Below are 21,533 nucleotides of genomic sequence, written 5' to 3'. Positions count from 1 at the left end.
AACGTGGTCAGCGCGTCGACCTCGTCGCCGAACAGTTCGATGCGCAGGCCCTGTTCTTCGTACGACGGAATCACCTCGACGATATCGCCGCGCACGCGAAAGGTGCCGCGGGCGAAGTCGGTGTCGTTCCGCTCGTACTGGATCGCGACCAGCTTGCGCAGGATATCTTCCCGGCTGATCCGCTGACCGCGCTCCAGCGGCAGGAGCATCCCGTAGTACGCCTCGGGCGAACCTAGCCCGTAGATGCACGACACGCTCGCGACGATGATCACGTCGCGGCGCTCAAACAGCGACCGCGTCGCCGACAGCCGCATGCGATCGATCTCCTCGTTGATCGTCGATTCCTTTTCGATATAGGTATCGCTCGACGGCACGTAGGCTTCGGGCTGGTAGTAGTCGTAGTAGCTGACGAAGTACTCGACGGCGTTGCGGGGAAAGAGCCGGTTGAACTCCGCCCAGAGCTGCGCGGCCAGCGTCTTGTTGGGGCTCAGCACCAGCACGGGCCGGCCCAGCTCCTGCAGCGCCCAGGCCACGACATTCGTCTTGCCGCTGCCCGTCACACCCAGCAGCGTCTGCTCGCGGACGCCCTCCCGCACGCCATGGATCAGCTCCTGGATGGCCTGCGGCTGGTCCCCCTTGGGCTCGAAGGGCGCGTCGATCTGGAAAGCCGTCGGCATCCCCTCAAGTCTAGGGCGAACAGCCGTTCGTGAATGGTTCTCTGGGTCCAGGCGAAGGGATGGTGCCTGCCGGTCGCCCTGCATCATCGCCTACAGGTTTGGCCGCTGACGTTCATAGCTGACGACGCCCCTCCGGTCGGCCTCGGCGACAACAGGACCTTCGCCGTCAGGGCACTCTCAGTCGGCAGGCAGGTTCAGGATCAGCGCCTCCACCTGGCTGCCGCGCCGGACTGGCTCGTCGCCTGACGGGATCCGCACCAACGCGTGCGCTCCGACCAGGCTCAGAAGCCGCGACGAGGATTGAGAGCCAGTGGTCTGAGCGATCAGCTCGTCGCCCCGCCGGCGCAGGGATACCCGGTGGTACTCAGTGCGGCCGGCCGCCGGTTTGGCCTCGAAGTCGAGCCTGACCGGCAGGCGCGGCCGCTGCAGCTGGCGGAATCCCTGCATCCGGCGCAGAGCCGGCCGCACGAAGACCTCGAAGGTGACCAGCGAGCTGACCGGAAAGCCCGGTAGGCCGAAGGCGACCCGGTCCTCAGACAGCGTGGCAAACGTGAAAGGCTTGCCCGGCTTGAGCTTGACCCTGCCGATGTGCACCTTGCCCAGCGACTCCAGGAGCGGCTTTACGAGGTCGTGGGAACCGACCGAGACGCCACCCGAGGTGACCAGCACCTCGTGCTCGATCAGCGCCCCCAGCACCAGCTGGCGCAGCTGAGCCGGGTCGTCAGGAGCCGCCGGCAGCAGGCTCACCTCAGCGCCGGCCTCGCCCAGCGCCGCCAGCAGGGCCCAGCGGTTGGAGTCGATGATTTGGCCCCCCTCCGGCCTGCCCCCGACCTGGACCAGCTCGTCCCCCGTCGACATGAGCGCGACGCGCGGGCGCCGATGCACGATCAGGGACGGCCGGTTGAGCGCGGCGGCCAGGCCGAGCTCCGCCGGCCCGAGCACGTCTCCCCGGCGGAGAACGCGAGTGCCCGTGGTGAGGTCGGCCCCCGGGCGGTGATAGTTGCTGCCAGGCCTTAGCCCGGCCGGCACCTCCACCCAGTCAGCGCCGGCTCGGACCTCCTCCAGCATGACCACCGTGTCGGCGCCCTCAGGCAGCACCCCGCCGGTCAGGATCCTGGCGGCGGCCGCCTGCGGCAAGCTGCCCTGGAACGGCCGGCCGGCTGCCGCCTCTCCGGCCAGCGGCAGGCGGCCGCCAGAGTCGGCGGCGCGCAGCGCATAGCCGTCCACAGCGCTGCTTCGAAAGGGAGGCAGATCCTGCTCGGCGATCAGGTCCTGGGCCAGCACGCGGTTCGGGCAGGCAGCCAGCGGCAGCTCCTCTGTGCCCAGTACGGCAACCTCCTGAAGGACCAGGGCGAGTGCCTGGTCAGGGTCGATCAGCGGGTAGGTGGAAGGCTGCATAGTTCTCCACGATCTCAAATCTCAGCCGCCGCTGCACCCGTCTCAGCGCGACCAGCACAGGGACTCCCAGCAAGAGGACCATCAGCGCGTTGCCCACGGCGCGGAAGGTGTCATAGGCCAAGGACGTGAGCAGGTAGAAGCGGCCAAAGTGGGCGAGCGCTTCGCCGGCAGCCATGCCGGGCACCCAGCCCAGCTGCCCGGGACCGCTGTAGAAAGCCACCCAGACCTGGATGTCCATGAGCGCGCCGAAGGCCCAGCCGCCCAGCGCACCGACCCCGGCCAGCACCATCAGCGCCGGCCAGCGTTGCTGCCGCCAGCGAGCTGGCAAGAGGAGACCGGCGATCCCGGCGCTGACGCCCACCCAGCCGGTGGCGAAGATCTGGTACGGCACCCAGGGCCCGACTGCGCCCTCCGCCAGCGAGGAGACGAGGATGGTGAAGCCGCCCAGCAGGAAGCCGTAGGAGGGCCCAAACACGAAGCCGGCGAGCAGGACCAGGAAGAAGATGGGGCTGAAGCCGCCCACGCCGGAGGCGGAGGGAATCGCGAGCCGGAAGGCGGTGTCGAGCGCAGCCAGTGCCGCCAGCAGTGCCACCTGGCGAGCGTCCAGGTGCCGGAAGCCGACCTCCAGCAGGAGCAGCGCCCCCAGCGCGGCGATGGCGATAGCCGCCGCCGCCGTGTCGGCCGGCAGCCCGCCGCCCAGAAAGGGCCAGGCGAAGAGCGCCAGCCCCAGCAGCGAGAGGAACGCCAGCCTCATCCCGGCCCCTGCGGTGCGAGGTCGGCGCGCAGCGCGGGCTGCTCGCGCACTGTCCCAGCCTGCACCAGCAGCACCCTATCGCAGACCTCCCCCACCAGCTGGCTGTCGTGCGTGGCGATGATCACCGCTGAGCCCTCAGCCGCCAGCCGACCGACCAGTCGCCGCAGGCCGGTGCGGGCTGAGCGGTCCATCCCCCGGGTCGGCTCGTCGAGCAGCGCCAGCCGGGGCGACCCAGCGAGCACCGCTGCGATCGCTGCTCGCTGGCGCTGGCCGCTGGAGAGATCCCGCGGATCGCGTTCGGCCTGGGCGAGCAGGCCCAATTCGCCGAGGACCTGCTCGGGCGGTTCGGCCGAGGCTGCCCGGTCCAGCGTCGCCCGAAGCTCCTCTCTGATGCTGGCTCGGTAGAGCAGCGCAGCCGGGTTCTGAGGCAGGAAGGCGACCCTGCCCGGCGTCCGGCTGACCGCGCCGGACAGCGGCGGCAGCGTCCCCGCCAGCAGCCGCAGCAGGGTAGTCTTGCCGCCGCCGTTGGGTCCCGTCAACGCCAGCACCTCGCCGGTCGCCCCCGCCAGGTCCAAGTCCTGCAGGAGCGGCAGGCCCGCCGGGCCGACCGTCGCTCCTCGCACCGCCCAGGCCTCCACGCCCCGGTGCGCCGGCGTCCGGTAGGCGGCCGGCTCGAGACTCGTGAATCGGTCTCCGGCCGCCGGCCCCAAGTCCTCGACGCGGCCGGCCTCGACCAGAAGCGTGCGCTGCGCCAGCGGCCCCAGCCACTCGTCACGATGCTCTGCCACCACCACCGCCAACCCCTCGGCGGCCAGTGCTTGGCAAGCTGCGGCAACCAGTTCGGTCCCCTCGTGATCGAGCTGCGAAGTGGGCTCGTCCAACGCCAGCAGCTGGGGCCTCAGCGCCAGCGCCGAGGCGAGCGCCACCCGCTGCCGCTCGCCACCGGAGAGCGTCGCCAGCCGGCGGCCGGCCAGGTGCAGCGCTCCCACGCGCGCGAGCGCCTCCGCGACGCCTTGGCGCAGAGCCGGCCCCCCAACCGCCTCGTTCTCCAAGCCGAAGGCGACCTCCCGCTCGACCCAGGAGCGCACAGCCTGCAGCTCGGGATCCTGGAATACGAAGCCAACTTCCCGGGCCAGGCGCCGGGTGGGCGTGCGCAGAACATCAAGACCGCCCACCGTCACCTGGCCGGAGATCCGGCCGCCATGGAAGTGCGGCACCAAGCCGTTGAGGAGCCGGAGGAGGGTCGACTTGCCACCTCCGGAGGGTCCGACGAGCGCTGTGAGGCCGGCGTCGAGTTCCAGGTCCACCGCCCGCAGCGCCAGCTCGGCTGCGGCAGGGTACTGGTAGCTCAGGCTGCGGAGGGTCGCCCGGGCCATAGGAACAGAGGAAGCGCCAGGAGCAGGAAGGCAGCGAGCGGCAGCGGCTCCAGCGCCGGCAGGCTCAAGGAAGGATAGGGGTACCACTCAGCCGTCCGGCCGCCCAGCCGGGCAGCGATGAACAGAACGAGCGCAGCCGCTGAGCCGACCACAAGCACACGGTCAGGTGAGCTCAGGCCCGGCCGCTGCCAGCGGCTGCGCGGGCCGGCGCCGTAACCCCGTGCCTCCATGGCCTCGGCGAGCTGGATCGAGCCCTCGACCGCCGTCAGCACCACCGGCACCGTGATCTCGGCCCAGGAGCGGGGCCCGCGCAGGCGCCAGCCACGCAGCCTCTGCCCCTCCACCACCTGGCCCACTGTGGAGCGCAGGGCGCCGGCCAGTCCCAGCGTCATCGCCAGGGTCCCCCCCGTCCTGTCCAGCCAGCCGGGCAGGGCATCGATCAGCTCGTCAGGTTCCAGCAGCAGCGTGAGCGAGGCGGCGCCGAAGAGGCAGGCCATGAGGCCCACACCACTGAAGAGCCCGTAGGCGAGCGCCTCCAGGGTCCAGGGACCGCCCAGGCCAGGCAGCCAGCCGGGCAGCGTCCAGAGCACTGTTTCACCGACGTGGGCGACCACGACGTTCAGCAGGGCGGTGGTGCCAGCCAGGATGCCGGCCGCCAGGAGCAGCCGGCGCACCCGCCGCCAGCCGGCCAAGCGGATCAGAACTGTCAGGCTGATGACAGCCGCCAACACCCGGTAGAGCGGGTTGCTAGTCGCCAGGGCCAGTACCACGCAGGTCAGCGCCCAGGCGGCGACAGCTCGCGGGTGCAGCCGGCCAGCCATTGCTAGGTCCGCTTGGGCAGAGGCGGCAGGGCAGGTGGGCTTCCAGTCTGGGGCCTGTACTGCCAGCCGATCGCGCCGCCATCGGCGACCTGGACATGATCCAGGCCCGTGGACGACTCCTGCCAAGCCGGTTGACCCCTTGAATCTAGAAGCAGATCCCAGTACGGCGCGTTCGGAGGAAAGCACTGGTCGAAGTGGGCAGGTTCGTTGTCGACCTGGCAGATGCCCAGACCAAGAGAAGTGGTGCTGGTCCGGAACTCAACGCCGCTGTTCTTCATGAGGTTGGGGCCGTTGATGGAATCGCCTTGGAAACCGACACACGCCTGGACCACCCTGCCTGACAGATGTTCAACCACCACATAGGCTCGGTGCGGGGCCTGCGCGTTCACACAGCTGGCCTGACCGGAAGGCGTTTGCGAGGCAGTACCGGAGCCGGGCCCGCAGGCGATGGTGATTAGGGCCAGTATCGCGCTGGCCGTGAGCAGCTTGCGCATGCTTTGATCTCCTGGCGGCGCTCTCCCAGCCGCGGGGAACGCCGGCCGCCGGCGGCCTCCCCACCGTTCGCGCGGACGGGTTGCCTCCCCGACGGTCAGGTCTCCTGGCTTGCGGATCGCCACCCCGGCCCGCCTTCCCAGATCTTCATCCAGTGGCGTCTTGGGCGGGGCTCCCCGCTGACAGTTGCGCGACAGCGCCGGATTCGCACCGGCTTCCCTTGCCCGTCAGGGCGTTGCCCATGCTACAGCCGGCCAGGCACGCAGCCGGCCAGGCACGCAGCCGGCCGGAGAGTCGCTCAGCGCGGGCTGACCTCGCTGGCGAGCCAGTCCAGATACTCGGCCGAACCGCCGCTGACCGGTACCTCCAGGATCTCAGGGTTTTCGTAGGAGTGCCGCGAGCGGATCTCCGCCTGGGCCGCCGCCGAAGCGGCTTTCGTGGTCTTCACCAGCAGCAGTGCCTCGTGCTCGCGGTGCAGGCTGCCCTTCCAGCGGAAGAAGGAGTGAACCATGGGGACGACCGAGCCGCAAGCGGCCAACCGTTTCTCCACCAGGGCCTCGCCTATGCTCTCGGCCTCATCCCGAGCCGCCAGCGTGGTGATCAACAGCACCGCCTCCGCCTCAGCCACGAGGCACCTCGAGCCAGGCGATCGCGCCGGCGAGAGCTGCGCCTCCCAGGAGCGCGCCTCCGATGACGTCCGACTGCCAGTGCACGCCCAGGTAGAGCCGATCCAGAGCCATCAGCGCAATCATGACGGCTGCCAGCGGCAGAGCCAGCCGGCGGCCCCAGCCGTCAGGCAGGAGTCTGTGCAGCACAAAGGCCAGGAGACCGTAGACGAGCACTGTGCGAACCATGTGGCCGCTGGGGTAGCTGTTGGCGATCCCGGCGCCGCTGGCCGCCATATCGCTCGGACTCGGCCCGTCGGCGTGATGGATGAAGGGCCCGGGATGGTCGAGGAGGCGCTTGTAGAGCACTTCTATCAGCACCGCAGCGGGATAGGCCAGGGCGACCCACACCTCCGCTCGAAAGCCGGCTCGCCACAGGTACAGAGCAAGTCCCAGTATGAGGAGGACTGTGAACTCGACTCCGCCAAGCACCGCGAGAACCTGGCCGGCCGGCTCGCCGGCGGGATTCCAGAGCCCGGCAAAGAAGTGAGCCGCCCGGACGTCCAGGATCGAAGTCGCGCTTGCGGCGACGATCTGTGTGTAGGCGAGGAAGGCGAGACTGAGGATCGCCAGAAACAGCAAGCTTCGGTTCAAAGCTGACACGTCAGGAGAACCGTACCCAGTCTGGGCGCGCCGCCTTCAACGCTGGCACCGGCGGCAGAAAACTGTGCTGCGACCGCCCAAGCGCGTCAGGGTCAGGGCGCGGCCGCAGGTGAGGCAGGGCTGGCCGCCACGGCCGTAGACGCGCAGCTGCTCCTGCTGTGCGCCCAGCTCACCCCAGGCGTCGCGGTAGCTGTCTACGCTGCTGCCCCGGTTGGCGATCGCCTGCCGCAGGAGGACATCGAGCGCCGCGCGCAGACGTGCGATACGCGGGCGGCCTATCGCACCGGAGGGGCGGTCGGGCCGGATGCCCGCTTGGTGCAGGGCCTCATCCGCGTAGATGTTGCCGACGCCTGCCAGGACTGACTGGTCAAGTAGGAGCAGCTTGATAGGCGCTCGCCGGCGGCGCAGCCGCCGGTGCAGGTCGGCGGCCGTGAACTTAGGATCAATGGGCTCGGGACCCAGCTGTGGCAGCTTCCGGGCGGCCAGCAGCTCGGACTCAATGCCGAGCAGAAGCCGGCCGAAGCGCCGGACATCGCGCCAGCGGAGCTGCCGGCCGTCATCCAGCGCCAAGACAGCATGCAGGTGAGCGGGCTCAGGGTCCGCGGCTGCGGCCAGCCGCCACTCGCCGGTCATGCCCAGATGCACCACCAGCAGGCTGCCGCCGCTCAGGTGGTGCAGGATGTATTTGCCGCGCCGGGTGAGGGCCTCGATGCGCTGACCGGGCAGGCCGCGAGCAAAGGCCTCCGGCTCGGGATACCTGACGACTGCCGGAAATCGCAGGTCGCAGGCGGTCAACGTGCGGCCGACCAGATGTGGGCGCAGGTCGGCGGCAATGGTTTCGACCTCGGGCAGCTCCGGCAACGCTCCCCCCGGCCCTAGCCGACGACTGTGGCCAGCTTCGCCAGGTCAGCCCAGTTGAGGCCCTGCTTGGCTTCCACCTCCAGGTGGCTGGAGAGCTCGTAGGCCTCCGTCATAACCCTGGGCACCATCTCAGCGAAGCGCTCCAGCTCGACTTCAGGCACCTCGAAGACGAGCTCATCGTGGACCTGGAGGAGCATCCGACCGCTGAGGCCCTGAGCGCCGATCTCCTCATCCAGGCGCACCATGGCTACCTTGATGATGTCCGCCGCCAGGGACTGGATGGGGAAGTTGATGGCCATGCGCTCGGCGGCTTGCCGCAGCTGATAGTTGGGCGAGCGCAAGTCTCCTATGGTTCGGCGCCGCCCGGTGGCGCTCACGACGAAGCCCTCTTCCCTCGCCTTCAGGCGGATCTGGTCGAGCCAGGCTTTCAGGTTCGTGTAGGTGGACCAGTACTCCTTCAGGAACTCACGGGCCTCATCCCCTGGAATGCGCATCTGCTGCGAGAGCCCGTACTCTCCCTGGCCGTAAATGGAGCCGAAGTTGGCCACCTTGGCCAGCCGTCGCTGGTCCGGGCTGACCTCGGCCAGCGGCACCTTGAAGACCCGGGCCGCGGTGGCCGCGTGGATGTCGTGGCCCGCTTTGAAGGCGGCCAGCAGGTTGGCGTCCTCACTCAGGTGGGCGGCGATCCGGAGCTCGATCTGGGAATAGTCGGCGGCGAACAGCTGCCAGCCTTCTGGGCCGGCCTGGAAAGCGCGCCGGATGCGCTGGCCGAGACCGGTCCGGATCGGGATGTTCATCAGGTTGGGATTGGAGGACGAGAGGCGGCCGGTGGCCGTCGCGGCCTGGCCGAACGATGTATGGACGCGCCCCGTCTTGGGGTCGACCAGCGCCGGCAGTGCGTCAACGTACGTCGACTTCAGCTTGCTGAGCTGGCGGTGCTCCAAGATCAGGTCGACCACCGGATGCTTCTCCCGGAGTGCCTCCAGCGTGTCGGCGTCAGTCGAATAGCCGGTCTTGGTTCGCTTTCCGACAGGCAGCCTCAAGTCTTCGAAGAGAAGCTTGGCCAGCTGCTGGGGGGCGCTCAGGTTGAAGTTGTAACCGGCCGCCAGGGCGACCTGGGTCTCCAGCCCCCGCAGCTGCTCCTCCAGCTCCGCCTGCATGCTCCGCAAATAGGGGACGTCGATCGCCACCCCGGCGCGCTCCATTCTGGCCAGAACGGCTGCCAGGGGCAGCTCCACCTCATGAAACAGGTAGTCGACGCCCAGGTTCCGCATCTCGCTCTCCAGTTGCGGTCCGAGATGAAGGACAGCCTGCGCACGCGGTCCCGCGAAGTCGGCGCACTCCCGAGGCTCGCAGGCCGCGGCCGGACGCGCGCCGCGGCCGGTGCCCAGAAACTCCTCCTGGCTCTTCAGCTGGCGGCCGAGAAACTCACGTGCCAGGTCCTCGAGGCGTGGGTCGCGGGAACCCGCGCCGAGCAGATAGGCGGCGAGAAACGTGCTTGACCGCCACTGGTAGCGAGCGAGCCGGAAGCGCTCCAGCACCAGGTCGGTCTCCTTCACATCGTGGCCGGCGAGGGGCTTGGCGGCCACTGCTGCACTGATGTCGCCGACCAGCTCGGTGGGCACGTACCAGGCGTCCTCGCCAGCGGCGAGGGCCAGACCGGCCAGGGGACCGGAGCGGGCGGAACCGTCCCACAGCCCGTAGACCGCCACTTGAGGGGCGGCCGCCAGGCGCCGGCGCAGCTCCTGTAGATCGTCGGGGCCGGCGAGAATCACCCCCGTCTCCGCCACCGGCTCGAAGCTGAGGGTGGGCTGAACCGGCAACTGATCCGGAAGCGGCAGACGGGCTAGAAGCTGCCTGAACTCCAGCTCGTCGAACACCGCCCGGGCTTCGTCGTAGTTGAAGCGCAGCCAGCGCGCCCGCTCCAGTTCCAGCTCGACGGGAGCGTCCCGATGGATGGTGACCATCCGCTTGTTGAGCGCGAGCTGCTCGCCTGCCGCCTCCAGGGCGGCACGGATGCGGCCGGGCTTGAGCTGGTCGAGTCCTGCCAGCAGTGCTTCCACCGAACCGAACTGCTGGACCAGCTGCGAAGCTGTCTTCTCACCGACGCCGGGGACGCCCGGGATGTTGTCAGAGGTGTCGCCCCGCAGCGCCTTGTAGTCGATGAGCTGGCTCGGCTCGAGGTTGTAGCGCTGCCGCACCTGGTCGGGTCCGTACATCGTGGTGTCGGTGATGCCGCGCCGCGGCACCAGCGCCTCCACCTGCTCGCTGACCAGCTGCAGGCAGTCCAGGTCGCCGCTCACGATGGTGACGGCCAAGCCGGCCGCCTCGGCCTGCCGGGCCAGCGTGCCGATCAGGTCGTCTGCTTCAAAGCCCTCCACGCCGTAGATCGGGATGTGCAGCGACATGAGCACCCTGCGGACCAGATCGAACTGGACCCGGAGGTCGTCCGGCATGGGCTTGCGACCCTCCTTATAGGCCGCGTACTCCTGGACCCTGAAAGTGGGTTTGCCCATGTCGAAGGTGGCGATGGCGTATTCGGGCCGGCTGGCCAGCACGATGGCCAGCATCGAGGTGAAGCCATAGACAGCGTTCGTCACGACGCCGGCCGAGGTGCTCATGGGCGGCAGCGCGAAGAAGGCGCGATAGATCAGGCTGTGGCAGTCGATCAGAACCAGGCGGCCGCGCCTGCCCCTAGGTGCCATCAGCCGACCACTGCAGGGTGGCCGGGGGCGAGGGCTGGCACCCGCTCATTCTCAGGCAGATGCGGAGCCGGGCAGAGAGGCACCCGGGGGTTAGACTTTGCTCCAAGAGGTGCAGGAACGGACGATCTGATCGAGGTCACGGTCGACAGCATCCGCGTGCACATGCCGACGCAGCAGCACGTGGTGATCCTGCGCGAGCGCGAGAGCGAGCGCTACCTCCCCATCTGGATCGGCAACGACCTCGCCAACGCCATAGCCATGAAGATCCAGGGGGTCGCTCCTGACCGGCCCCTGACTCACGACCTAATGAAGTCAAGCTTCGAAGGGCTGGGCGTCCAGCTGAGCCGGATAGTGGTCACCTCCCTGGCCGACCAGGTCTTCTACGCCCGCCTCTTCCTCCTGCAGGACGGCCGGAAACTGGACGTCGACTCGCGGCCGAGCGACGCCATCGCACTGGCTGTTCGCTATGAGTGCCCGATCTACGTGGCGGCCGAGGTCCTGGAGAAGGCGGGCGTCATCCCTCAGAAGGACGACGAGGACGAAGAGGCGGAGGAGCTCGAGCCCGACCGGCTGGCGGTCTTCCGGGATCTCGTCAACAACCTGGATCTGCCCGATCTCCCTGAAGAGCCGGGCGCCCACGGCCGGGGACCGTCGCGCAGCTGAGTCGACAGGCAGGCTGAGCGTCAGCCGAGTTGAGGGCGGCTGCGCCTCGGTGCGGAAGGCCGATGCGCTGCCAGGCCCCCGCCTGACGCAGCGGTCGAGCTGCGCTATGGTTCTTGGGTCTTTTGGCCAATGGATCTGAGCTCGGCCTGACCCCGCGCCGCAGTGAGGCGCTGGCTGTTCTCCGTCGCTTGGCGGCGGAAAACGCCGGGGCGGTTCATTACTCAGCCGTCGGCAGCGCCATGAGCATCTCCGCCTGGACCGCGTACGGATTGCTGCGCGAGCTGGAGAACGCCGGACTGGCCCGACGCACCCACTCCCTGGCGAGCAGTGATCGCCCGACCGATCAGCGCCGGGGCGGCCGCTCCAAGATCCTCTTCAGCCCCACCCTGCCGCAGCCGGCCGGCGAGCTGGTCGACCGCCTGCGGGCGGCGTTCGAGCGCTTCGCCGGCATCGCCGACGAGGCGGTGGCTGTGCGCACCTATCTGTCCGAGGCTCTCCCCGGCGGCGATCCCGCCCTCGCGCTGGGCTTCTGGTTGGCGCGCCTGGGCCGGGCTGGCAGGGACGCCGGGGCGGCTGTGCGGGCGGTTCTGGACAGCGCAGCCGTGCCGGCGGCCAAGATCCAAACCCTGGCCGGCATGGGGCTGGGCGCCGAACTGATTCAGCTGGGTAGGAGCCGACTGACTGACTCGGTGACCGGCGCCGTGACCGCCCTGGCCGGTCGGCTGGAGGCCTTCCAGCGCAGCTCCGACGCCCCGCTGGCAGCGCTGATCGAGGCGGCCCGCACTCTGCCTTCCCAGTCCACGCCGGAGGCGGCGCGATGACCCAGGCAAGGGTGGCGGTGGTGACAGACTCGACTGCCGATCTACGGCCCACTCTGAGAGATCAGCTGTCGGTAACAGTCGTCCCGTTGACAGTCACAGTGGGCGGCCAAAGCTTCCTGGACGGTGTCGAGATCCAGCCCGAGGAGTTCTACCGGCGGCTAGCTGCCTCAGGCTCCATCGCCACCACCTCACAGCCCTCGCCTGGCATGTTTGCTGACGCCTACCGTCAGGCTCTTTCTAATCACGACCAGGTGCTCTCGCTTCACATCTCGGCCAAGCTGAGTGGCACCTACCAGGCGGCCGTCCAGGGCGCCGAACTGGCGCAGATGACGGACCGCGTCACGGTGGTCGACACAGGCCTGGTCTCCATGCCGCTGGCCCTGGTGGTGCTGGCCGCGGCCGAGCTGGCCGCCGACGGCCGGTCCGTCAAAGAGATCGCCGCCAAGGTCGGTGAGATCGCTAGTGAGACCCACGTCTACTTCCTGGTCGGCACCCTGGAGCAGCTGCGCCGCGGCGGCCGGATTGGACGGGCCAGTGCCCTCGTCGGCTCGGTGCTGCAGGTCAAACCGCTGCTCACCATCGCTGAGGGGGAGGTGGCTCCGCTGGAGCGCGTTCGAACTCGGGAGAGAGCCCTCAGCCGGCTGATCGAGCTGGCCGGTGCCGGCGAAGAGCGTTGCTGCGCCATCGTCGGCCATGCCTGCTCGGAAGACGCTGCGCAGCGGGTGGCTGACGCTCTCGCCGGCCGGAGCGAATCGCTTCTCGTCTCGCCACTGGGGCCGGTGGTGGGCGCTCACGCGGGCCCGGGCACCGTGGGCGTCGGCTTCTACCCGGCGGCGCTCTTTCCCCTCGGCCTCAGGGACCTGAGGACGGCCGCCGCCACGTAATCCGCCCGGGTTCGGCCAGCTTTTCCAGCTGGCCCTCCTGGCTCAGGGACTGGAGGTGGGCCAGGCCCTCCTGCAGCGCCATGCGGCGGTCGATCAGGTCCGCTCGGCGCCCCCAGACGCGGGTCGCCACCGACCAGGCGCTCAGGTCCTCCACTCCGATCAGAGCCAGGATCTGTCTCTTCCGCCGGGCGTGGTGGGCCTCCAGCTCGCTGACGCGCTGCAGCACCGAGTCGAAGGGCCGGCCGTGGGCCGGCAGGATCAGCCGGGGCTTGAGAGCGGTCAGCCGGCGCAGCCCCGCGAGGTAGTCGTCGAGAGGATCGGGCGTGCTCTGCGGGTGGAGGCCGATGTTGGGGCTGGTGTCAGGCAGCAGCTGGTCGCCGGCGAAGAGGACGCCTGACTCCCCGTCGAAGAGGCAGATGTGGCCGGGCGAGTGACCGGGCGTCCACTCCACGCGCAGCCTCCTGGTGCCCAGGTGGAGGGTCTCCGAGCCGTCCAGCTGCAGCGCCGGGGCAGCCACACCGACGTACTGCCTGATGCCGCGAGAGGCGTTCTTCAGCTCGGCCACCTCGGCCGGCGGCACGCCGTGGACTTGGAGATGATGGCCGACCTCCTGGACCAGCTGTTCGATCTCGAGATAGCGAGGGTGCACCATCGGGACCTCCAGGCGGTGCAGGAAGAGCTGGGCGCCGTCCCGCTCGGTCAGCTCGCCGGCGCCGCCGTAGTGGTCGGGATGGATGTGAGTCACAACGAGCCGCCCGATCTTGGCTTCCGGACCGGCGACCTGCCTGGCAGCGGCTCGGATCAGAGCCAGCGAGTCCTGCCCGTTCATGCCGCAGTCGATGAGATCGACCCGCTCCCCGCGCGGGAGAAGAAAGCAGTTGACGCGGCCATCCTCCCAGGGGATCGGCAGTCTGAGTTCGAACACGCCGCTGCTGACTTCGGTGAGCTCCTTCATCTGTCTTGGTCAGCGGCTGCAGCCGTATAACATGGTTCCGGCAAAATGCCGCGAAGCGTCATAAATGGAGGAGTCAATGACTGAGGAGCTTACCCCGCAGCAGGTTTTCGACAAGCTGCCCGAGTACTTCCGCGCCGAGAAGGCCGGGAACGCCAATGCCAACGTTCAGTTCAACCTGACAGGCGATCAGGGCGGCCAGTGGTGGGTGAAGATCGCCGATCAGACCGCCACCTCCCACGAGGGCACAGTCGAGAACCCGAACCTCACCCTGACTGCGGACGGCCACGACTATGTCAAGATCGCCACCGGCACGATGGATGCCACCTCCGCCTTCATGAGCGGCAAGCTCAAAGTCAAGGGCGACATGGGCCTGGCGATGAAAATGGCCTCGCTCTTCAAGCGCCCCTAGGAAGTCTCCCGGCCGCCGGCCGCCAGCCCCCTTCTGCCCCAAAAGGGAATACGACGAGCTTGTCGTCGGTCGAAACCTGATAGCGTTGCCTGCCCCAAAGGGGCAGCAGGTTGGCACAGAGGAGACAAGATGGCAGACACGGACGTGGAGAGAAAGCGGCTGGAAGCCGAGGCCGAGGCACTGTCTGCGCTTGCCTCTCAGGCCGAGGAGGAGGCGGGGCTCGGCCGGCCGATCGCAGAGACGGTCGGCGATGTGGTCACCCGGGATCCTGAAGACACGGAGTTCGCGTCAGTCCTCAGCGATCGGGAGGTGGGCGAGAACCTGGTCCAGCTTCTGGAGGAGAACCGGGAGCAGGTCGAACACGCGCTGGACCGGATGAACCAGGGCACCTACGGCGTCTGCGAGGACTGCGGCAAGCAGATTCCGGCTGAGCGCCTTCGCTTCCGGCCCGAGGCCACCCGCTGCGTCGACTGCCAAGCCCGCTTCGACAGGACCAACGTGGCCCCCGCCTGAGGCCGTCTCCGCCCGGTCCGGTGGCCAAGGATTCTCAGCCGAAATTTGTTCAGTGCGGAAGGTAAAGGGAAACTCAACTGTGTCATTGCTGGCCCTCTATCGTCCGGTTTGGCTGCTCTTGGCCATTCCTTTCGCTGCCGCTTCCCTCTTCGGAGTGCTCTTGGGCAGGTCAGTGGTACCCAGTGATCCAGATGCTGGGTCGCGAACTGGATTCCGCGCGTTCCGAATGAGTCGCCAGATGCTGGTCCTAGCCACCGCAGCAGGTGCGATATTGGGCCTAGGTATTGGTATGACCCTGGCGATAAAGACTCATCCTTGATATGGCGCTTGTCAACGCTAGCCACGGCCCAGTGCATTGAAGGACGACGGGCCTTGCGGCCATGCCTGACCGCTTGCATTTTCCTACCAACCTTGACCTACGACAGCAGCAACAACCTGAAATAGGATCTAGGCTCCCTCCAGCACCCGCGACGACAGGCCGAGAGTTAGGCGAGTGCCTGGTCTACTCGAGGATAGGACAGGTTAGAGCGAGCCGTAGACGACCGCCTTCTGCTCGGTGTACTCGTGGAACGCTTCCAGACCGTGCTCCTTGCCGAAGCCTGACTGTTTCGTGCCGCCGAAGGGCAGCTCGTCATGGGCGATCTGAAGTGCGTTGACCCACGTGTAGCCGGCGTCCAGCTCCTGCACCGCGCGGTGGGCGGCGGCCATGCTGCCGGTCCAGATCGAGGAGCCCAGACCGAAGGGCGAGTTGTTGGCCCGCTCCAGGCCCTGGTCCAGGTCCTTGATCCTCATCACCGGCAGGGCAGGCCCGAAGACCTCCTCGGTGACCATCCGGGATTCATCGCTGACGTCGACCAGGATCGTCGGATTGACAAACCAACCCTTGGCGTACTCCTCGCCCTGCGGCCGGTCGCCTCCGAACACCGCGTGGGCTCCCCGGTCGAGAGCGTCCTGCACCTGGGCCTCCACTTCAGCCCGCTGCTGTTCGGAATGCATAGGCCCCATGCGGGAGCTCTTGTCCATGCCGTCGCCGGGCTTCAGCTTGCCGGCCCGGGCGATGAGCTTCCCCAGCAGTTCGTCGAAGACCCCCTCCTGGATGTAGAGCCGCTTGATCGCCAGGCAGGCCTGACCGCAGTTGAAGAAGCGGCCGACAGAGATCGCCTTGGCAGCCTCGTCCAGGTCGGCGTCGTCGAGCACTATGCAGGGGTCGGAGCCGCCCAGCTCCAGCACCACCTTCTTGAGCTGTGGTGCCGCCGCCGCCATCACCTTGCGACCGGTCGGCGACGAACCGGTGAGTGCGATCTTGCGGATCAGCGGGTGCTCGACCATCGCCGGGCCGGAGCCATGGCCCAGGACCACGTTCACCACGCCCTCGGGCAAGCCGCCTTCGATCAGCGCCTCAACGCAGGCCAGCGTCGACAGCGGAGTGGTTTCGGACGGTTTCAGCACCACACAGTTACCGGCGGCGATCGCCGGCGCCACCTTGTTGGCAGCCAGCGTGAGGGGGAAGTTCCAGGGCACGATGGCGCCCGTCACGCCGATTGGCCGGCGCAGCACCAGGCCATAGGTGCGCGGGTCCGGCAGAGTCACATACTGCCCGTGGATCTTGTCCGCCAGGTCAGCGAACCAGGCTATGTTCTCGCCGAAGCGCTGGGCCTCGATGCGGGACTCGAGGATCGTCTTGCCCTGCTCAGCTGTCAGCAGGGGGGCGATCTCCTCCACCTTGCCCAGCATGTGCTCGGCCGCCCGATGCAGGATGCGCGCGCGCTCCGCGGGAGCGATCTTGCCCCACTTCTTCTGCGCCCTCTCCGCCGCCTGGGCGGCTCGATCGACGTCTTCAGGGCCGCCGCTGGGCACCTGGTCCACCACCTCACCGGTGGACGGGTTGCGAACCTCGTACGTCTGGCCTGAAGCGGCGCCCGTGCGCTCGCTCTCGATGATCATGGTTGCCACTGTCGTTTCCCCCAAGCTTGGTTCGTCAGGAATCACGCCGGTCGCCGGATAAGACACCATTATTCCGCCGCCCGTCATCAAACATCGGAGGCTTGCCATGGCAGTACGACTCGAGCGAGAGGGGCCGGTCGCTGTGATCGTCCTCGACCGGCCGCCCGCCAACAGCTACGACTACGAGTTCCTCCGCGAGCTGGGCTCGGTGATCGACGACATCCGCTACGACGATGACCTCCGCGCAGGGGTCCTGGCCAGCGCCTCAGAGAAGTTCTTCTCGGCCGGCGCCGACGTGGCGGCTTTCCAGGCCGGGTCGGCCCATCAGCGGGCGATGACAGCACTCCTGGCCCACGAGGTCTTCCGCAAGTTCGAGCAGACGCCGTTGGTCTTCGTGGCGGCGATCGCCGGTCACGCGCTGGGCGGCGGTTTCGAGCTTGCGCTTGCCTGCGACCTTCGCTTCGCTGCTCGCGGCGGCTACAAGCTCGGCCTGCCGGAGACCAATCTGGGACTCTTCCCGGGCTCGGGCGGCACCCAGCGCCTGCCTCGCCTGGTGGGCCTTTCCCGGGGCATGGACATGATCTTCAGCGCCAGCCAGTTCGGTCCCGAGGAGGCCGAGCAGGTGGGCGTCGTCAACCGCCTGTACGAGGACGCCGCCGCCTGCCGGACGGCGGCTGTGGAGTACTGTCGCCGGATCGCCGAGGGCGCCAGCGAGGCGATCGGTCGGGCGAAGGTAGCGGCCTCTCTCGGCTATGCCGCTCCGCTGGATCTGGGCCTGGCGATCGAGCGGGAGGCGATCAGCCGCATCTTCGTCTCCGAGGATGCCGCGGAGGGGATCGGCGCCTTCCTGGAGAAGCGGAAACCCCAGTTCAAGGGCCGCTGAACCAACCCGCCAGGGGACCGAGACCAACCGGTCAGAAGCCGATGTTGCACCAGGGCTGGAGGGGCCAGCCGAACATGGCGTCGGCCTGCGCCAGGGCGCCTGGGCGGCACTCCTCGACCAGCCCGGCGCGCTGAAGGCTGGTGAAGCTCGTGCCCGCCAGGTACGCAGCTGCCAGCGACTGGGTCGGCAGAACGAGGTCGGCGCTCTCAGACGTTCGGGAGCACTCCGCGCCGTCGGGGCCACCTTCGAGAGCGAAGACTCCTTCGCTCTCCTGCCAGTAGCCGGCTTTCACCTCGAGTGTGAGCTTGCCCAGGCCCAGGTAGCGGCGGCCGGCCAGGGCCCGGGGCACGTCGAGCAGGCTGAGCCAGAGCTGCGGCGAGACCTGCTGGATGAGCCCGTGCGGATCCCGAAGCAGATGGCGCAGGGGCGAGTCAACAGGCTGGCTCGGAGCGCTGAGCCGGCTCACCAGGTCGATGTCAAGTAGGTGGCGCCAGAGCGCTGCATAGGTGCCGGCCGCGAGCCCTTGTAGTGCTACCACCCGCAGCCGGCCGTCGGGGGAGTGGACTGTCCAGCGCATGTCTTTGCGAAAGAGCGCAAAGCCGGCTCGCTCCGAGCCGGGCGCCTGCAAGACCAGGTAGAGATTGCTGTATCCGCCCCGATCGGATTCATCATCGGCCAGCAGTTCCTCCCAAAACGAGGACGGCCTGGCGATGGCGCCCGGTTGACTCAGCACGAAGCGACGCTCGATGTCCATGAGCACATCGAGAGCGGCAGCGGGTTGGCGGTATTGGATGCCGCCCAGCTGCGGCTGCATCGTCATCGCTGAGCGGTCCCGAGCCAGCTCCAGGTCAGCTCGATAGCTGGCGATGCCGAAGCCGAAGCGGCCGTAGATGGCTCCCTCCGAGGCGTAGAGTGCGGCGATCGGCTCCCCCCGCTCGGCGGCCTGCCGCAGCAGCTGGCGCATCATGTCGGTCAATGCGCCCTGGCGGCGATGGGTGGGCAGAACCGTGACTGCCGAGACGCCTGCGGTGGGCAGCGCGACTCCCCCAGGCAGCGAAAGCTGGAGGCTGTAAGCCCCGGCGGTGGCAAAGAGCTCGCCGGCGTCGAAGTAGCCCCAGCAGCGCTCCCGTTCGAGCCGCCTGGCTCTCTCCTTCACCACTTCTGGCTTGGGCGTCGAGCCTCCGAACGTCTCCCCGCACTGGATCACGTAAGCGGCGAGCTCAGCCTCGTGCAAGACCCTGAGCTCCCTCATTGGCTCCTCCTGGTCCAGAACCCGTCCGGGTCCAGCCGGCGGATCTGGGCCAACTCCTCGGAGCTCGGCGGCTCAGTCATGGTCCAGCTCTCCCCCACCTGCAGCCGCCAACCTGTGGCCGCCTGGACCTGCGCCACTTCCACGCCGGGGTGGACCGACGTGAGGTAAGCCTCGCCGCCCTGAGGAGGGAAGCGGAGCACCGCCAGGGTGGTCACAATGGCCGCCGGCCCGCCGCCCAGCAGACCATGCCGCCGCCGCCAGCCGGGGCTGCCATCCCCGTGCCCGGGAGAGGTCACATACGAGACTCGCTCGACCAGGCGGCGCCGCTCGTGGCTCATCAGCGTCACCCAGCGCTGGGACAGGATCGCGATGTCAGCGCCTCCCCCGCTCCCCGGCAGCTTCAGCTGCGGCCTGGCGGGAGGGCCGATATAGCTGGTATTGAGGTTGCCGAAGCGGTCAACCTCCGCGCCTCCGATGAAGCCGAGGTCGACGCCGCCCTGTGCCATCAGGGCCATGGTGCTTGACGTGCCGGTGGCCCACAGGGATCCGGCCACGTTGGGTGGGTCGCCCATGGTGCCTAGGAAGGCGTTGGCCGGCCGATCCCGGAGCAGGCCGAGCTCGAACAGCGCTCGCGCGTTCGGCGCGTGCGTGTTCCGGGCGACCCCATAGGCCAGGACGGGCAGCCGCATGCCTACAAACACGAGGTCGCCGTCGCGGATCTCGCGGGCGGCCGCGGCGACCATCAGTTCCTGCGCAGTGAAGCGCTCACTCATAGCCGTAGTCGGCAGGCTCGGCGAGAAGCCGGCGGGTGACTCGCAAGGGGTCTAGCTCCAGCTTGGCCAGGTACGCTGCTCGATCCGGGACGTCCAGCACCCACTCGCGCAGCCAGCGCCCGAAGCCCTCAGCTGTGCGCGAGAGCGCAGCGTACTCGCGAAAGGCTGCGTGATCGCGCTTCCAGTAGCCGGGCAATGGCGAGGGCAGACAGCCGCCCGGCTCGTGCACCACCGCCACCACCTTCGTCTCCGGCACCAGTACCCGGCTCGGATCGGAGAGGATCACCTCTGGCTCCACGAGCTGCTCGCAGGTGAGGATTACACCGTCGGCCGCCAGCGCCGCCTCCTGGGCCACGCCGAGCGGGCCCCAGGTGTGCGCTCGCCCGCCGGCGTCGGCGCGCTGGACGTGGAGGACGCAGACATCGGGCCTGACCGCTCCGACGCGGACGCTGCCGTCGACCAGCTCCAGCGCGGCCTGACCGCTCAGGATGTCACTGCCCAGCAGGGTCGGAGTGGGGATGTAGGGCGAGTTCCAGGCGGCCGCCCAGAGAGCCAGTGAGATCGAGAAGTTGCTGTGATCGCGCACAGTCAGCGGCCGTGGGTCCCGGCTCTCGACGGCCCGCCGGTAGCAGTGGCCCAAGCCCTCCGAGACATTGCCCACCCAGGCCGCCACCACCTCGGCCACGCAGCCGGCGCCGATCAGCTGGTCGAAGAGCGAATCGGAGATGGGACCGATCAGCTTCAGATCTCGCCGCCGCTGCCGGATCACCTCGTGCCCGGCGGCAAAGGGAATCGCCGGCTCCAGGCAGCAGCCCATCGCAACTGCCGCTCCATCGGGCACGAAGCGCTCGACCGCCTGAGCCAGGGACATGACTTGAGACATGTTGTCAACGCTAGCCGCGGCAGCGGGTCAGGCGTCGATGGCGGCCAGATAGCTCCGCAGGTTGCGCTGTAGCTCGGCGACCGAGTCACCGCCGAACTTCTCCAGGAAGGCGTCGGCCAGCGTCAGGGCGACCATTGACTCGCCGATGACTCCGGCGGCCGGCACCACGCAGACATCGCTGCGCTCGTAGTGCGCCTGAACCTTCTCGTGCGTCCGCAGATCGACCGACTGCATTGGCTTCTTCATGGTCGAGATCGGCTTCAGCGCCACGCGCAGGTCGATCGGCTCACCGTTGGTGGTGCCGCCCGTCAGGCCACCCGCGCGGTTGCTCAGGTGCCGGTAGTGGCCGTCCTGGAAGTCGATCTCGTCATGGAACGCCGAGCCCGGTCGACTCGCGCCCTCGAAGCCGCCGCCGAACTCCACCCCCTTCACTGCGTTGATGCTCATGATCGCCATCGCCAAGCGGGCGTCCAGCTTGCGATCCCAGTGCACGTGACTGCCGAGCCCGATGGGCAGTCCTGTCGCGACCACGCGAAACGTCCCGCCGAGGGTGTCGCCTCGGTCACCGGCAGCATCGATGGCCGCGACCATGCTGTCGCTCAGAGCCGGATCCGGACAGCGGACTGGTGAGGCCTCTATCAGCTCCTCGCTCAGCTTCAATGGATCCAGCAGCTCGTAGCCCAGGTCCACCGCGCCGATGGACTGCGTGAAGCTGAAGACACGCACCCCCAGGCGGTCCAGCAGGGCGCGCGCCACGGCGCCCGCCGCCACCCGGGAGGCGGTCTCCCGGGCGCTGGAGCGCTCGAGAATGTTGCGGACGTCGTCGTGGCCGTACTTGATGGCCCCGGCCAGGTCAGCGTGGCCCGGCCGAAGGCGAGAGACCGGCCGGGGCTGGAAGCCGTCCTTCTCCGGGCTCATCTCGGCAGTCCAGTTGGCGTGGTCGCGGTTCTCCAGCACCAGCGCCACCGGACTGCCAAGCGTCACTCCGCCCCTGACACCCCCGACCAGCCGCGCCTGGTCGGTCTCGATCTGCTGCCGGCCGCCGCGGCCGTGGCCGCCCTGGCGCCGGGCCAGGTCGCGCCGGATTAGCGCGCTGGAGAGCTCCAGGCCCGCCGGTACGCCCTCCATGATCACCGTTAGCTGTGGGCCATGCGACTCCCCGGCCGTGAACCAACGCAGCATCACCGAAGAATAGGGCCGC

22 protein-coding genes and 1 riboswitch are annotated in these 21,533 nt (G+C 68.5%); of the genes, 6 read left to right on the top strand and 16 right to left on the bottom strand.

The genetic code is table 11. The features are described 5' to 3' along the window. From ACR2MZ_RS08995 to polA, 10 genes are all read right to left on the bottom strand, one after another. Nucleotides 1-677 (bottom strand): DEAD/DEAH box helicase family protein (locus ACR2MZ_RS08995; RefSeq protein ID WP_434004713.1); only part of this gene is annotated, 677 nt, incomplete at its 3' end. Between the two features lie 177 nt (nt 678-854). After that, entirely contained in the window at nt 855-2,075 is a 1,221-nt protein-coding gene (locus tag ACR2MZ_RS08990; RefSeq protein ID WP_434004712.1) for a molybdopterin molybdotransferase MoeA, read from the bottom strand. Next, a complete protein-coding gene (locus ACR2MZ_RS08985) occupies nt 2,041-2,829 on the bottom strand; it encodes an ECF transporter S component (protein ID WP_434004711.1) in 789 nt (262 codons plus the stop codon). The genes ACR2MZ_RS08990 and ACR2MZ_RS08985 overlap by 35 nt, the downstream gene beginning before the upstream one ends. Continuing rightward, complete coding sequence (locus tag ACR2MZ_RS08980; RefSeq protein WP_434004710.1) at nt 2,826-4,205, bottom strand: ABC transporter ATP-binding protein; 1,380 nt, start codon at nt 4,203-4,205, stop codon at nt 2,826-2,828. The genes ACR2MZ_RS08985 and ACR2MZ_RS08980 overlap by 4 nt, the downstream gene beginning before the upstream one ends. After that, a complete protein-coding gene (locus ACR2MZ_RS08975; RefSeq protein ID WP_434004709.1) occupies nt 4,178-5,026 on the bottom strand; it encodes an energy-coupling factor transporter transmembrane component T in 849 nt (282 codons plus the stop codon). The genes ACR2MZ_RS08980 and ACR2MZ_RS08975 overlap by 28 nt, the downstream gene beginning before the upstream one ends. A gap of 2 nt (nt 5,027-5,028) precedes the next feature. Continuing rightward, nucleotides 5,029-5,520 (bottom strand): hypothetical protein, encoded by a 492-nt coding sequence (locus ACR2MZ_RS08970; protein WP_434004708.1) that lies wholly within the window; start codon nt 5,518-5,520, stop codon nt 5,029-5,031. 97 nt (nt 5,521-5,617) lie between these two features. After that, a riboswitch (cobalamin riboswitch) is annotated at nt 5,618-5,739 on the bottom strand. A gap of 77 nt (nt 5,740-5,816) precedes the next feature. Further along, nucleotides 5,817-6,146 (bottom strand): divalent-cation tolerance protein CutA, encoded by a 330-nt coding sequence (gene cutA / locus ACR2MZ_RS08965; RefSeq protein ID WP_434004707.1) that lies wholly within the window; start codon nt 6,144-6,146, stop codon nt 5,817-5,819. After that, complete coding sequence (locus ACR2MZ_RS08960) at nt 6,139-6,777, bottom strand: phosphatase PAP2 family protein (RefSeq protein ID WP_434004706.1); 639 nt, start codon at nt 6,775-6,777, stop codon at nt 6,139-6,141. The genes cutA and ACR2MZ_RS08960 overlap by 8 nt, the downstream gene beginning before the upstream one ends. Before the next feature lie 45 nt (nt 6,778-6,822). After that, a complete protein-coding gene (gene mutM / locus ACR2MZ_RS08955) occupies nt 6,823-7,647 on the bottom strand; it encodes a bifunctional DNA-formamidopyrimidine glycosylase/DNA-(apurinic or apyrimidinic site) lyase (protein ID WP_434004705.1) in 825 nt (274 codons plus the stop codon). Nucleotides 7,648-7,661: 14 nt separating this feature from the next. Continuing rightward, the gene (polA, locus tag ACR2MZ_RS08950) at nt 7,662-10,352 is read right to left on the bottom strand and encodes a DNA polymerase I (RefSeq protein WP_434004704.1); all 2,691 of its coding nucleotides are present in this window, start codon (nt 10,350-10,352) and stop codon (nt 7,662-7,664) included. 162 nt (nt 10,353-10,514) lie between these two features. Here polA and ACR2MZ_RS08945 point away from each other — a divergent pair, with 162 nt between their 5' ends. From ACR2MZ_RS08945 to ACR2MZ_RS08935, 3 genes are all read left to right on the top strand, one after another. Next, nucleotides 10,515-11,015, top strand: coding sequence for a bifunctional nuclease family protein (locus tag ACR2MZ_RS08945; protein ID WP_434004703.1), 501 nt, complete (start codon nt 10,515-10,517; stop codon nt 11,013-11,015). Between the two features lie 122 nt (nt 11,016-11,137). Beyond that, nucleotides 11,138-11,836: a helix-turn-helix domain-containing protein gene (locus ACR2MZ_RS08940; protein ID WP_434004702.1), complete on the top strand. Its 699-nt coding sequence runs from the start codon at nt 11,138-11,140 to the stop codon at nt 11,834-11,836. Beyond that, entirely contained in the window at nt 11,833-12,720 is an 888-nt protein-coding gene (locus ACR2MZ_RS08935; RefSeq protein ID WP_434004701.1) for a DegV family protein, read from the top strand. The genes ACR2MZ_RS08940 and ACR2MZ_RS08935 overlap by 4 nt, the downstream gene beginning before the upstream one ends. Here ACR2MZ_RS08935 and ACR2MZ_RS08930 read toward each other — a convergent pair. Continuing rightward, nucleotides 12,689-13,675, bottom strand: a complete 987-nt coding sequence (locus tag ACR2MZ_RS08930; RefSeq protein ID WP_434004700.1) for an MBL fold metallo-hydrolase — start codon at nt 13,673-13,675, stop codon at nt 12,689-12,691. The two genes, ACR2MZ_RS08935 and ACR2MZ_RS08930, sit on opposite strands and share 32 nt — an antisense overlap. A 76-nt stretch (nt 13,676-13,751) precedes the next feature. Here ACR2MZ_RS08930 and ACR2MZ_RS08925 point away from each other — a divergent pair, with 76 nt between their 5' ends. Together ACR2MZ_RS08925 and ACR2MZ_RS08920 are read left to right on the top strand one after the other, a co-directional pair. Continuing rightward, entirely contained in the window at nt 13,752-14,084 is a 333-nt protein-coding gene (locus ACR2MZ_RS08925; protein ID WP_338181760.1) for an SCP2 sterol-binding domain-containing protein, read from the top strand. Nucleotides 14,085-14,213: 129 nt separating this feature from the next. Next, nucleotides 14,214-14,597 carry a TraR/DksA C4-type zinc finger protein gene (locus ACR2MZ_RS08920; RefSeq protein ID WP_434004699.1) on the top strand — a complete coding sequence of 128 codons (384 nt, stop codon included), beginning with the start codon at nt 14,214-14,216 and terminating at the stop codon, nt 14,595-14,597. 522 nt (nt 14,598-15,119) lie between these two features. On the opposite strand, the gene ACR2MZ_RS08915 is transcribed toward ACR2MZ_RS08920, so the two are convergent. Then, a complete protein-coding gene (locus ACR2MZ_RS08915) occupies nt 15,120-16,607 on the bottom strand; it encodes an aldehyde dehydrogenase family protein (RefSeq protein WP_434004698.1) in 1,488 nt (495 codons plus the stop codon). A 40-nt stretch (nt 16,608-16,647) separates the two neighbouring features. Here ACR2MZ_RS08915 and ACR2MZ_RS08910 point away from each other — a divergent pair, with 40 nt between their 5' ends. Continuing rightward, entirely contained in the window at nt 16,648-17,424 is a 777-nt protein-coding gene (locus ACR2MZ_RS08910; protein ID WP_434004697.1) for an enoyl-CoA hydratase/isomerase family protein, read from the top strand. Between the two features lie 31 nt (nt 17,425-17,455). On the opposite strand, the gene ACR2MZ_RS08905 is transcribed toward ACR2MZ_RS08910, so the two are convergent. The 4 genes from ACR2MZ_RS08905 to aroC are packed head-to-tail and all read right to left on the bottom strand — an operon-like array spanning nt 17,456 to nt 21,514. Further along, a complete protein-coding gene (locus ACR2MZ_RS08905; protein ID WP_434004696.1) occupies nt 17,456-18,676 on the bottom strand; it encodes a GNAT family N-acetyltransferase in 1,221 nt (406 codons plus the stop codon). Next, entirely contained in the window at nt 18,673-19,449 is a 777-nt protein-coding gene (locus ACR2MZ_RS08900; RefSeq protein WP_434004695.1) for a CoA-transferase subunit beta, read from the bottom strand. Before ACR2MZ_RS08900 ends, ACR2MZ_RS08905 begins: the two co-directional genes overlap by 4 nt. Further along, nucleotides 19,442-20,332, bottom strand: a complete 891-nt coding sequence (locus tag ACR2MZ_RS08895; protein ID WP_434004694.1) for a CoA transferase subunit A — start codon at nt 20,330-20,332, stop codon at nt 19,442-19,444. Before ACR2MZ_RS08895 ends, ACR2MZ_RS08900 begins: the two co-directional genes overlap by 8 nt. A 27-nt stretch (nt 20,333-20,359) precedes the next feature. After that, nucleotides 20,360-21,514, bottom strand: coding sequence for a chorismate synthase (aroC, locus tag ACR2MZ_RS08890; protein WP_434004693.1), 1,155 nt, complete (start codon nt 21,512-21,514; stop codon nt 20,360-20,362). Nucleotides 21,515-21,533: the final 19 nt, after the last annotated feature.

The organism is Candidatus Dormiibacter sp. (assembly GCF_050999135.1).
Taxonomy (GTDB): Bacteria; Chloroflexota; Dormibacteria; order Dormibacterales; family Dormibacteraceae; genus Dormiibacter; species Dormiibacter spiritus.
This window is presented reverse-complemented; position numbering and strand designations above follow the sequence as displayed.